Origin of the sequence: Vibrio sp. WZ-1 (genome assembly GCF_052037695.1) — a bacterium.
In the GTDB taxonomy this organism is placed as follows: domain Bacteria; phylum Pseudomonadota; class Gammaproteobacteria; order Enterobacterales; family Vibrionaceae; genus Vibrio.
On sequence record NZ_JBQEQR010000074.1, the window covers coordinates 184518 to 196958 of the forward strand.

Annotated in this window: 8 protein-coding genes and 1 pseudogene; 5 read left to right on the forward strand and 4 right to left on the reverse strand. The window is 42.6% G+C overall.

Annotated elements, in window-relative coordinates:
- Positions 1-39: 39 nt before the first annotated feature.
- Positions 40-635, reverse strand: a pseudogene (locus ACTS60_RS11015) (ACP phosphodiesterase).
- Between the two features lie 676 nt (positions 636-1311).
- Here ACTS60_RS11015 and ACTS60_RS11020 point away from each other — a divergent pair.
- On the forward strand, positions 1312-2742 hold the full coding sequence (locus ACTS60_RS11020) for a methyl-accepting chemotaxis protein (protein WP_440888263.1): 1431 nt from the start codon (positions 1312-1314) through the stop codon (positions 2740-2742).
- Between the two features lie 733 nt (positions 2743-3475).
- Here the strand turns inward: ACTS60_RS11020 and ACTS60_RS11025 are convergent.
- From ACTS60_RS11025 to ACTS60_RS11035, 3 genes are all read right to left on the reverse strand, one after another.
- Positions 3476-4138 (reverse strand): HAD-IA family hydrolase, encoded by a 663-nt coding sequence (locus ACTS60_RS11025; protein WP_440888264.1) that lies wholly within the window; start codon positions 4136-4138, stop codon positions 3476-3478.
- A gap of 224 nt (positions 4139-4362) precedes the next feature.
- Positions 4363-6159, reverse strand: coding sequence for an HD domain-containing phosphohydrolase (locus tag ACTS60_RS11030; RefSeq protein WP_440888265.1), 1797 nt, complete (start codon positions 6157-6159; stop codon positions 4363-4365).
- Positions 6160-6227: 68 nt separating this feature from the next.
- A complete protein-coding gene (locus tag ACTS60_RS11035) occupies positions 6228-6737 on the reverse strand; it encodes a flavodoxin (RefSeq protein ID WP_440888266.1) in 510 nt (169 codons plus the stop codon).
- A 151-nt stretch (positions 6738-6888) separates the two neighbouring features.
- Here ACTS60_RS11035 and ACTS60_RS11040 point away from each other — a divergent pair, with 151 nt between their 5' ends.
- The 4 genes from ACTS60_RS11040 to glgC all read left to right on the forward strand — a co-directional run bounded on the left by ACTS60_RS11040 (position 6889) and on the right by glgC (position 12366).
- Entirely contained in the window at positions 6889-7362 is a 474-nt protein-coding gene (locus ACTS60_RS11040) for a CreA family protein (protein WP_440888267.1), read from the forward strand.
- Between the two features lie 131 nt (positions 7363-7493).
- A complete protein-coding gene (locus ACTS60_RS11045) occupies positions 7494-8798 on the forward strand; it encodes an inosine/guanosine kinase (protein WP_440888268.1) in 1305 nt (434 codons plus the stop codon).
- A 237-nt stretch (positions 8799-9035) separates the two neighbouring features.
- Positions 9036-10784 (forward strand): formate--tetrahydrofolate ligase, encoded by a 1749-nt coding sequence (locus ACTS60_RS11050; RefSeq protein WP_440888269.1) that lies wholly within the window; start codon positions 9036-9038, stop codon positions 10782-10784.
- 367 nt (positions 10785-11151) lie between these two features.
- On the forward strand, positions 11152-12366 hold the full coding sequence (gene glgC, locus ACTS60_RS11055; protein ID WP_440888270.1) for a glucose-1-phosphate adenylyltransferase: 1215 nt from the start codon (positions 11152-11154) through the stop codon (positions 12364-12366).
- Positions 12367-12441 lie beyond the last annotated feature (75 nt).

Consider the following 12441-nt stretch of genomic DNA (forward strand, 5'->3'; position numbering starts at 1 on the left):
AGAGCCCCTATTTGCATACTACCTTTAGCCGATTAGAAGCTATGAATTTATTAATTGTTGATGAAATTCAACGGATTGATGCAGGACATCTAGATAGAGCTCTGAAAACTGAGCTTCTAGCTGCGCATACTCGTTGTCCAAAACGGGAAATGTCGTTGTAAGGTCTGCCATACGAGCTGACCTTTGAGACATTCGATGAAGCGCAAACTCGATGTTTTCTAAGTTTTGATAGGACTGTAACCCCCCCCATCCCACATTCGGCTATGGAGCAATAGAAAGCGTGGTGGTAAATCGTCTGAAATTTGGTCGTTCACTTGCTGATAAGCATAACAAACAAAGGAATCTAACGATTGCTCACTAAATGAATGCCAATGCTTGGCTAAACAGTGATCCCAGAACATGTCGAGTGCGATGGGCGCAAAACGTCGAGCCACACCGGTGAAATGTGTTTTACATTCTTGCACTATGGCGTGATGATCGGTAATGCGGTCAACAAAGCGATGAAGTTTGATGCCATTGGATATATCAGTTTGATACTGCTTGCTTGGATCTCCCTTTACGAAATCTCCAAGCAAGTTTCCCATTAAATGGCTATTACAGTGGTCTGCAATATGCAGGTGGGCTAGAAAGTTCATTAGACGCTGTGAGTGGCCTTTTGGCTCGTCTTACATGAACTTAGTATAACGTCTGTTGTGACGCGGTGAGAGTACAAATTGTACTTATTCGGCTTCGTCTTCTGAGCCAATGTAGTCCGACAAGATAATACCGATCTCAAGAGCATCAAGCATCTCTAGGCATTCGTCGTTTTGGTATTGGTCGCTCATTGTGACCTCCTTTGTTTATATCTCCTGAAGCAAACATGCTTCCATTTTTACCGCCATATCTCTTCTTTGTTGATGACAGTAACTCCTTTTTATAGCCTTTATATGACACATTCATGACAGCGAGAAGTAAAGATTTAGAAAGCTATGACAGGAATCATAAGTAAACGTTTGCGATAAGAGCTCAAAAATCGCGTTAGTTGTCATTTTTCCTTCCCATCTTCAATCTGACGTTAGCAACCATTCGTAATTTGATTGCTTAACAACTGGTATAGTCCCCCACAAATTACTACTCAATCATTTGCACTTTCCATTTTATTAAATGGCTCAATTTATTAGAATGAAATACTGTTATATGCGATCTAAGATCGCATTTATTGAAATCCACTAACTAGTTGTTACATAATTTGCTGCGCTCCATCGCATATTTTGTTTCGATATACCTTTAACTTTAACCACCTCCCCCCAACCATCTCAAATGGAGCAACGAATGAGAGAAGTTGAGTTTAGAACCATAGATCGGCTCTTTATCAAAATGTCGATCAACGACAAAATGTGGGTCATATTCTTAATGTTCTTCGTGACATTGACGTCACTCGCAACCACTAGGTATTTCAACGAAGTTGAACAATTTGAAAATCACGCAGTTGAACTAGCTCAAAGTAAACTTGAAGGCATTATTTCTTCAAATGGCGACTCCGTACCAAATGTATCTGGCCTAACTCAGGTGAGCACACATAACGGTTCGTCTTTTATTAATGGTATTACCACCGTATCAGGTCAGCTCGATAACGGCCAAAATGTACAGTTGACCATCAATAGCAGTAAACGGTATGAAGATGCCAAGGCTGATGCCCTATTCACTTTCTTTATCAGTTACCTTTGGGCTATTCCATTTGGTATCTTTATTTACTGGGTTGCGACCTTCTTAGGTGGTGCACTTTGGGTGCTTTACACGACAACTGAAAAAATCGGTAATGGTGACCTGACTTCACGACTTGGCTTCCACCCTGGTCGTGATGAATTTGGTACGATTGGTTGCGCGCTCGATAAATCGATGGATACTCTTTCAGAGTTGGTGGATAACGTAAAGGACAACGCCAATACACTTAGTGAAACATCCTCCGCTTTTGAGCAGGACATGAAACTAAGCGAAACTCAAATCACACAGCAGTATCAATCTCTTGATTCAGTAGCGACCGCTATGGAAGAAATGACAGCATCCTCAAATGAAGTCTCTTCTATTGCTCAAAACGCAATGCAACGCTCTGAACAAGACAGCCACCAAATTGATAGCAGTCGTCAACGCGTGCAGTCCGTAATTTCTGAAATTGAAACCCTTTCTAGTTACATTGAGCAAGCGTCAAGTTCTGTCACTAGCCTGAATGAGAACACAACTCAGATTAATGAGGTGATTACAACAATCAATGCTATTTCAGAACAAACCAACCTTCTTGCGCTGAACGCGGCGATTGAAGCAGCTCGCGCAGGTGAACAAGGGCGTGGTTTTGCAGTTGTTGCCGACGAGGTTCGTACGCTCGCAAGCAGAACTCAGCAGGCAACTGTAGAGATTCAGGCAATGATTGAAAAGTTACAATCAGAAAGCCAAAATATCGCTTCAATCACGCAGCAAACAGTAAAACAAGCGCAAACAAGCAGCCAGTTGATTGATGAAATTGGTCAAGATGTACAATCTATAGCGGATTCAGCTCGTTCATTGATGGATATGAGTATTCAGATCTCAACTTCAGCAGAAGAGCAAAGTGCTGTCGCTAATGATATCGCGTCTGAATTATCTGACATTCGAACCCAATCAAATACCATCAAAGACGTTGCCGAGCAATCGACTGTCGGTGTAGCAAACCTTACTCAAGCGTCTGTTTCGCTTGGTAAGATATTAGAACGCTACCGAACAGCATAGAGATTTGTATATAAATAGGGCTCCCAATTGGAGCCCTTCTTTTATCTACAACACTTGTACTCTAAAAAACAGTCGATAAAAGACAGGAACAACACATAATGTAAGTATTGTTCCAACTGCCACCCCAAACATCAAAACGATAGCCATTGAACACAGGAACTTACCTCACCGCCTGATATCGCAATGCAAGTCAAACCGAGCATCTAATTAAAAGCGAATTGGTTGTTATCTTCCAATCTTAGATTTGGAGCGGCATCAACTTGAAGTGGCGTCACTCCACTTTTGTAGACTAGAAAATAGCTGTAAGGCGTAATGAGAAAGTAGATCATTTCACAAAGAATTCGTCAATTAATAGAATTCACTGTACATTAACAAGATGACATTCTGCACCACAAACGGAATGATATACTTTGAAGTGAGTCTCAATTAAATTAGACTCTTGTTCAAAGATCGTTCAAATACGTTTTGATTGGGCTATTCTCGAAGTGTCAACATTGAATTGCTGCTGGTGACTTTATGAAAAAAAAAGAATATAAGAATAATTTAGAAGAACTAAACTGTCCCCTTTGCCAAGGTGACGAATATATTATTTCCAGTGATGGAGAAAAGTTTACATGTGCCGCATGTGGCTTCCACACAAGAAACTTTTCATCCGTTCAGTGCCTTCATCAAACGCCTTTGATACAATCGAAATTCAAGCACATTCACACTCTCAGCAAAATTTGCCATTAGATCATAAACAAACAATTTGCTCTTTGAGTTCTTCTAAATGGTGCACACGAATGACACGTTCGTCTTCAACTAGGTTGATTGGTGCGCCATTATACAGTTGAACCGTTTTGATTCCCGCGTTCAAACCTGCCTCAATCCCTTTGGGAGTATCGTCGACGTACAGACATTCGCTAGGAAGAAATCCCATATTCATTGCGCTGTAAAGAACAAGATCCGGCTCTGGCTTCCAACTATTCGCATCAAACGCTGAAAATACCTTTCCTTTGAATGCTCGCAATAACCCTGTAAGCTCCAGTGAAAATTCAATCTTGTCTTTGGGGCCATTAGAAGCCACACAATACTCAATCCCCTTGTCGTTTAAGTATTCAATCAGCTCTTTAGCACCTTGCATTGGCTCAAGATTACGAACAAATAGCTCTTTTACTTGTTCACGATACTGTGGTTCAAGAACATCCAGTGAAACACGCAATCCCGCACGTTGTTTTGCATCACTCAAAATATCAGCTAACTTGCCACCTTTAAAGTGCGCGACACAGTCATCGAAGGGGATTTCAACGTTGTAGTGACTGAAAACGTTGACCAAAGCTTGGCAACACAACCTTTCGCTATCTACCAATGTGCCATCACAATCGAAAATGACACATTTGACACTATTTATCGCCATGACGTTCTCCCAAAATCACTGTACATTTTCGTTATAATAAACTTTAGATGTACTTCTGATTCTATTGCCGATATTCAAAATCGACTTAATTATTTTTACTAAAAATGTAATCCCATGATATTTAAGTTTAGAAATCTTTAAACGATATAGTTTGCATTTTCTGTAAATTAGTGGTGAAAATTAGGAAAATTCTGGACAAGATCACCGATTTGTTTTCTGTAGCCTTAATTAGTGAGATCTCTATCCGTAGAAAGGCTGGTGATGCTCTCAAAATCAGGATGCATATTTCGAACTTCTACAAAATCATCTAGATTATCCAATAGCAATTGGCACAAAAATGGGTCGAACTGCCACCCTCTTTCTTTTTCGAACAGCTCAATAACCTCTTGAATGCTCCATGCTCTCTTGTAGCAGCGCTCACTCAACAGTGCATCAAAGACGTCCACAATTGCGGTGATTCGTGCAAATAGGTGAATATTCTCACCTCTAAGACCGTTCGGGTACCCATTTCCATCCCAGCGTTCATGGTGCTCATGAGCAACAATTGCTGCTAGTTTCGTTACATCACCTTCTTTGGTGTTGAGTAAATCAAATCCCTTCGTAGTGTGAAGCTTCATCACTTCCCATTCATCTGGAGTGAGAGGCCCGCATTTATCCAAAATAGACTCTGGAACAGATATTTTCCCAACGTCGTGCATTGGAGAAATGATCTCTATCATTTCTATTTCACGATGACTCAATCCGCACAGCTCTGCCAATTTTGCAGATAGTTTTGCAACTCGCTTAACGTGGTTACCCGTCTCTCCCGAACGAGATTCAATCGCTTCACCTAATACGTGTATCATCTCTTTTTGAACACTCAAGGTCCTTTTTTGTAGAACCACTATTTTACGGTTCTTTCTGTCAATTTCTTTTCGTTGACGAATAACCATAAACTGAACCACGACAATTAAAGAGAGCACACCAATAATCGCACCTACAACTAATAGGGTTTTGTAATTTATCGTTATTAGCGGCGCTGGTTTGTTGATTATTTTTGCCGATTTCGGTATCAAATAGCGGCTGATGCGGTACTTCTCTATTGCAACATAATCAAGCACCGCTTCAGTAACAGGTTGCTCTTTTAGAGTTGGTAAGAGCGACAAACCGACCTTACCAGCCATCATTTCTGCAGCTTCAAATCCAAAGTTTTTAGAGCGGTTTAAATAACCTCCAAGAATGCCCGGCTCGCCTAAATAGTGCTCCCAAAACACAAAGACAGGAGCAGCACTTGAGGCACCAATGACATGAGATATTTCTTGGTAAGTGTGGTATTTACCTTTGTTTGTCTCAGTATTGTAGTGAGTGAGCAATACCGCATCATCCGGTGAGATATGCTGCAAAAACTCAGCGGTCTCGCTCAACGTCCTATTACGAATTTCCACTACGTTGATTTGTGGAAAATGGTTCATATGCTCGACTACGCGTTGACGAATATGTTCACTTGTTATGCTGCGATCAGCCAAATAGTAAAGATTCTTGATTTTGGGGCGCAACTTAATAATTAAATTGATATTTTCATCAATGCGATCAACCTCATATAGCACACTGCCATTGGTGGAAACGTTAGCTAATGTCGCTTTTAAGTTATTGATTCCGACTGCAACTATTGGAGTCTTGCGCTCAGGATTAGGATAGTATGTTTTAATAAACTGAAGGGCAGCATCATCCGACACAATGACGCCATCAAATTGATAGCCTTCATATTTGACTTGAAGATAATTGCCCATTCTCTGAAGGTAACCATGAGAATGTACGCGTTTTGAGTCGAGATACTCTATCGAAAGCTTCACTTCACCAGTGGCCTGCGCGAAGCCTTCTTCAATACCGTGCTGAATATCATTCGTCCATTGATAAGATGGATCATAGGAGTGAAGCACCAAAATACGCTTCACATCCCAAGAGTTTTCATTGCTAGCACTTACCGCGGTTGTCCCTAACCATAAAATAACAGCTAACCAACGCGTTAAACGCTTTTTCATTTCTAACTAACCAATGGAAAATTTGCCGATATAGTAGGTCTGCTTGTATGTACAGATATCGACTTGGATCAAGTTTCAGCGATTATTGTTTCATATAATTTGTCTGATTCCGCTAGTTTTTTAGCTAAATCACCAACAAAGTTCTGTTTGTCTAAGTTTTGAGAGACGACGACATCGGATATTAACGTTTGCTTCTCATACTGACTGACAATTGCTGCTGCTGTTGGCTCTCCATCGTGAAAACCAACATACAGCTCATATTCCGAAGACAAAATAATCTGGGTAAGGAACTCAATGATGAGGTCTTGTTGCTCTTTATATTCCCATCTACTTGATTGAAGCAAGGCAAACATAATCGTCAAGCGATGAAAATCAACTAAATAGATGTTCTCAGCAGATGTCTGTGTTGCTTTAGAGAGAAGAGAAGACGAGTCAAGAAGCGAAAATTCGCACGCTTTACTTGCTTCAAGATAGAGCTCACGCCCCTTGATGCTTTCTGGTGTAGGGAATTCCACTTCCACCAAGTTATACAGCCAATCGTTCTTTTTGTTAACGGCTGTTAACTGCTGTTCGTTCATTTAAAACAACCTCATAGGCTTTGGTTTGCCGTACATTAGCATGAAGACTGTAACAAACATAGCTAAACACCTGAGGTAAAGCCAAATTTTGTTTTAATCGTGTGCGTCTGATAAATTGAATCAATAAACTAGCCTATTTAAGGGATAAAAAATGAAAAAACGCTTGCTCGCTTTAGGTTTGGTAACGGTCTTAGCTGGATGTGGCGACAATGAAGTCGGTGATGTATCGCTAGGAATGTTCACCATGAAAGACATTAAGATCGGTCACCTACAAGATGAAGTAGTGACAGGTGTGACTTGCCATATTGCGTCGATAGAAGCAAACCTGAGCTTGTCAGATCCAAGTGACAGCTCCATTTCGTGTCGTCAGACCGGCGATATCACCCCAGAGATGATTGCTAAGATCGATAAGAGCAAATCGGGTGAAGTGGTGTTTAAGAAATCGAAGAGCATCTTCTTTAAAACGATGAAAGTACGTCGTATCTACGACCCGGAAAATCAAACCCTGCTTTACTTGTCCTACACCACTAAAGAAACTGAAGGCAGCTTCAAGCACAGCTTATCGACCGTTCCATTGTACGGAACAAAGGCTTACGTCGAACCGGCTGTAACTCCTACAAATTAATCCCTAGTCGGTGCTAAAAACATCAGCCCGCTGCTTTTTTCAGCGGGCGAACTTCTTTGCAATAAAACGCAACGATTTTTCAGAATTTTGTGATACAATCCCGCCTCTTTTTTTCTCAATCAAGAACAAGCATGAAGTTTCCCGGTCAGCGTAAATCTAAACACTACTTCCCAACTCACGCTCGAGATCCATTAGTCCACCAAACTCGACAGGCGCCAAAGCTGTACCGCCCAACAATTGTCGGTGTTGGTCAAACCATCGTTGATATCGAAGCGCGTGTAGATGATGCGTTTTTAGAAAAGTACAACCTTAGTAAAGGACACTCTCTCGTTCTTGAAGAGAGCAAAGCAGACGCACTATATGAAGAGTTGGTAGAGCAAGGCCTGATCACTCACCAATACCCTGGTGACACAATCGGTAACACACTACACAACTACTCTGTACTTGCAGACAGCAAATCAGTACTTCTTGGTGTCATGTCTAAGAACATCCAAGTCGGTTCATTCGCATACCGTTACCTATGTCGCACCTCTTCACGTATGAACCTGAACCATTTACAAACCGTAGATGGTCCCATCGGTCGTTGCTACACCTTAATTTCTCAAGACGGTGAACGTACTTTCGCGATTAACGAAGGTCACATGAACAAACTGTCTCCAGAAAGTGTTCCTGAAGAAGTATTTAAGAAAGCGTCTGCTCTAGTTGTATCTTCTTACCTAATGCGTGGAAAGAAAGAAGACCAAATGCCTCAAGCGGTGCAAAAAGCTATCGATTTTGCCAAGAAGCACGATGTCCCTGTTGTACTAACACTAGGTACAAAATACGTAATCGAAGGCAATGCTGAGTGGTGGCAAGAATACATTCGCGAAAATGTGTCTGTGGTCGCGATGAATGAAGAAGAAGGTGCTGCACTTACCGGCGAAACCGATCCACTCGCAGCCGCGGATAAAGCGCTTGAGTGGGTTGACCTTGTTTTATGTACCGCAGGCCCTGATGGTCTTTACATGGCGGGGTACACTGAAGAGCAAGTGAAACGTGAAACCACGCATGACATCCTTGAAGGTTCTATCGAAGAGTTCAATAAGTTTGAATTCAGTCGTGCGATGCGTAAAGAAGACTGTAAACAACCGATGAAAGTTTACTCTCATATTGGCCCTTATCTAGGTGGCCCTCTTGAGATTAAGAACACTAACGGTGCAGGTGATGCGGCATTGTCTGCACTTCTACACGACATGGCAGCAAACTCTTTCCACCAGAAAGAGGTGCCGAACTCAGAAAAACACGAAGTCCGCTGCCTAACTTACTCTTCTCTATCTCAGATTTGTAAGTACGCTAACCGCGTAAGCTACGAAGTGCTAACTCAGCACTCTCCTCGCCTATCTCGTGCGCTTCCTGAGCGCGAAGACAGCCTAGAAGAGACTTACTGGGATCGCTAAGAACCAGGCACTTAGAGCGAAAAATATGCGAAGGTCACCGTTTGGTGACCTTTTTGTTTTGATCTAGCGCAGTATTTAGTGTTTTTTGTTATTATGTAGCACGCTAAGGCGCATGAACTGCTTTACACCTCTTATTTAACCAGTATTATTCTCGCGCAAACGTTTGCGCAACAACAATACAGTCTTTCGATTGCTTGATGTTGAACGCCACGTGTTAGCCATTTTTTTGGAGTATCCATGCAGTCTGATATTGAAATTTGCCGAAACACACCGTTGTCTTCTATCGCTACTGTCGCAGCAAATGCTGGTCTTTTGCCGCACGAATTCGATACACACGGAAAACACAAAGCTAAAGTTCATCCCCAATGTCTTGAACGCTTAAACGCTAACCAAGATGGTAAATTGGTGTTGGTCACTGCAATTACGCCTACCCCATTAGGCGAAGGCAAAACCGTAACCACAATCGGCCTATCCCAAGGTCTATCTAAAATCAATCAATCGGTAATCGCATGTATTCGTCAACCTTCGATGGGGCCAGTTTTTGGCGTCAAAGGGGGCGCTGCTGGCGGCGGCTACTCTCAAGTCGCTCCCATGGACGAGCTGAACCTTCACCTTACTGGTGATATTCATGCAGTCACAGCAGCACATAACTTAGCTTCAGCGGCACTTGATGCTCGCCTTTACCATGAGCAACGTGAAGGCTACAGCGCATTTGAAGCACGCACTGGTTTAAAAGCATTGAAAATCGATGTTGAGCGAATCACATGGAAGCGCGTTATGGACCACAATGACCGTGCACTGCGCATGGTGAAGATCGGTTTAAACGAAGAAGGCAAAACCATCAACGGCTTCGAACGTGAAGAAGGTTTTGATATTTCTGCCGCGTCCGAGCTCATGGCTATCCTTGCCCTTGCGAAAGATCTTAAAGACTTACGTCAGCGTATTGGTCGCATTGTCGTTGCGTATGATCTAGATGGCAACCCAGTGACAACCGAAGACTTGCAAGTTGCTGGTGCAATGGCAGTTACACTAAAAGAGACGATTGCACCAACGTTGATGCAAACACTTGAAGGTGTCCCTACGCTTATTCACGCTGGCCCGTTTGCAAATATAGCCCATGGTAACTCTTCCATCATAGCAGACCAGATTGCATTGAAACTTTCTAGTTACGTTGTCACCGAGGCAGGTTTCGGCTCTGACATGGGGTTTGAGAAAGCCTGTAACATCAAAGCTTCTGCTGCTAACCGAGCACCAGATTGCGTTGTAATTGTCGCGACCCTTCGTGGTTTGAAAGCAAACTCAGGTCACTACGATTTGCGCCCTGGTATGGCAATTCCAGATTCTATTTTCAACCCAGACCAAGCTGCACTTGAAGCTGGCTTCGAAAACCTGAAATGGCACGTCAATAACGTGCATAAATACGGAATCCCTGCAGTTGTTGCCATCAACCAGTTCCCACAAGATTCAGAACAAGAATTGGCAGAACTAAAAGCGTTAATCGAGCGTTTTAATCCTGAAGTAAGAGTGGCGGTCAGTACTGCATTTGGTCAAGGTGGTGATGGCGCTATTGAGCTTGCACAGCACGTAGTGGCAACTTGCGATCAGGCCACTGAATTCAAGCCTCTTTACACCAAAGAGCAATCCTTAAAGGAAAAATTGATGGCGGTGTGTGAAGTCGGTTATGGTGCCTCAAATATTGAAATGAGTGATCTAGCGAAACAGCAATTAGCACACTTCGAAAAATTAGGCTTTGATGATTTAGCCGTGTGCGTCGCGAAAACACCTCTATCAATCACGACGGATTCGGCAATAAAAGGCGCACCAAGTGGCTTTACCGTACCAATTCGTGAATTGCGTTTATGTGCAGGTGCGGGCTTTGTTTACGCTCTCTCTGGTAACGTAATGACGATGCCTGGGTTGCCAGACAAACCTGCATTTATGAACTTGGATCTCGATGAGCAAGGCAATATTATCGGCCTTTCATAGCCTTGATTGCATTTAGTTCAACAAACAGGAGCTTTTGAGCTCCTGTTTTGTTATCAATCTACGCTATCTCTTTGTTTTAAAAACTCTTTACAATGTAAACTCAATTTTTAAGTCGATTATCACCCTGCTGCCCTCACCAATACAGTGCACGCCATATTTCCTTACTCCCTAATATAGTGCAGCGCTCACGCACCCACCCTAAAAGAGCATTGATTTCATTGATAAAATTCGATGGCTCGAATCTTGTACTACGTTATATAAGCACAAAGGACACTCTACAACATCACTCGTAAAGCAACTGTAGTTGGCTAACTCCTCAGGCTGAATATTGCTTTCGAGCCACGTAAAATAAGGGAAAGGGAACATTATGCAAGACGCACTCGCTGTAATTTTAGCAGGCGGTATGGGATCAAGGCTGAGCCCACTTACCGACGATAGAGCCAAACCAGCCGTTCCATTTGGTGGGAAATACCGCATCATTGATTTTACGCTAACCAACTGTCTTCATTCAGGTTTAAGGAAGATTTTAGTGTTAACTCAATACAAATCACACTCACTACAAAAGCACTTGCGTGATGGTTGGTCTGTCTTCAATCCCGAACTTGGTGAGTACATCACCGCTGTTCCGCCCCAAATGCGCAAAGGTGGTGCATGGTACGAGGGTACCGCAGATGCCATATACCACAACATGTGGCTGCTATCTCGTAATGATGCGAAATACGTCGTTGTTCTATCTGGTGATCATATCTATCGTATGGACTACGCAGCCATGCTTGAAGAACACAAAGAGAACGGCGCAAAGCTAACCGTTGCTTGCATGGATGTTCCCGTAGAAGATGCCACCGCATTTGGCGTCATGGCTATTAAAGGAAACGGCTTAGTCGAATCGTTTATCGAGAAACCAGAACACCCACCCACTCTACCTGATGACCCAACTAAGAGTCTCGCATCCATGGGGATTTACATCTTCAATATGGATGTCCTACAAGAAGCACTAGAAGAAGACGCGAAACTTGAAGATTCAAGCCACGACTTCGGAAAAGACATCATTCCTAAACTCATCGATACCCAATCCGTTTACGCTTATAAGTTCTGCGGAAGCAAAGGCCGTGTAGACAAAGACTGCTATTGGCGAGATGTAGGTACGATCGATTCCTTCTACGAGGCCAATATGGATTTGTTAGAGCCGGTGCCACCAATGAATTTATATCAACCGAACTGGGCAATTCGTACTTATGAAGCTCAATTCCCACCAGCAAGAACCGTATCATCAGCAACAGGTAATGAAGGGATTTTCATTAACTCAATCATTGCCAACGGTGTCATCAATTCAGGTGGCTCTGTTCAGCACTCTGTCATCGCATCTAACGTGCGCATTCAAGATAGCGCAACTGTCGTCGACAGTATTATTTTCGATGATGTCGAGGTAGGTGAAGGCTGTCAGCTTGTGAGTTGTATTATCGATAAGCACGTTCGTATCCCGCCTCACACACAAATTGGTATAAATAAAATCGAAGACGCAAAACGATTCCATGTGTCAGAAAAAGGGATCGTGGTTATTCCTGAAGGTTACGAGTTCTGATCGTTTATTCAAGCGTCTTTGCACAATCATCCAAAGCACAAAGCAACACAATAATATCAAACACACACAATAAAA

What these genes read in the sequence shown, in the direction of transcription:
- ACTS60_RS11020 (WP_440888263.1), top strand. Translation starts at nt 1,312, where the DNA reads ATGAGAGAAGTTGAGTTTAGAACCATAGATCGGCTCTTTATCAAAATG.
- ACTS60_RS11025 (WP_440888264.1), bottom strand. Translation starts at nt 4,138, where the DNA reads ATGGCGATAAATAGTGTCAAATGTGTCATTTTCGATTGTGATGGCACA.
- ACTS60_RS11030 (WP_440888265.1), bottom strand. Translation starts at nt 6,159, where the DNA reads ATGAAAAAGCGTTTAACGCGTTGGTTAGCTGTTATTTTATGGTTAGGG.
- ACTS60_RS11035 (WP_440888266.1), bottom strand. Translation starts at nt 6,737, where the DNA reads ATGAACGAACAGCAGTTAACAGCCGTTAACAAAAAGAACGATTGGCTG.
- ACTS60_RS11040 (WP_440888267.1), top strand. Translation starts at nt 6,889, where the DNA reads ATGAAAAAACGCTTGCTCGCTTTAGGTTTGGTAACGGTCTTAGCTGGA.
- ACTS60_RS11045 (WP_440888268.1), top strand. Translation starts at nt 7,494, where the DNA reads ATGAAGTTTCCCGGTCAGCGTAAATCTAAACACTACTTCCCAACTCAC.
- ACTS60_RS11050 (WP_440888269.1), top strand. Translation starts at nt 9,036, where the DNA reads ATGCAGTCTGATATTGAAATTTGCCGAAACACACCGTTGTCTTCTATC.
- glgC (WP_440888270.1), top strand. Translation starts at nt 11,152, where the DNA reads ATGCAAGACGCACTCGCTGTAATTTTAGCAGGCGGTATGGGATCAAGG.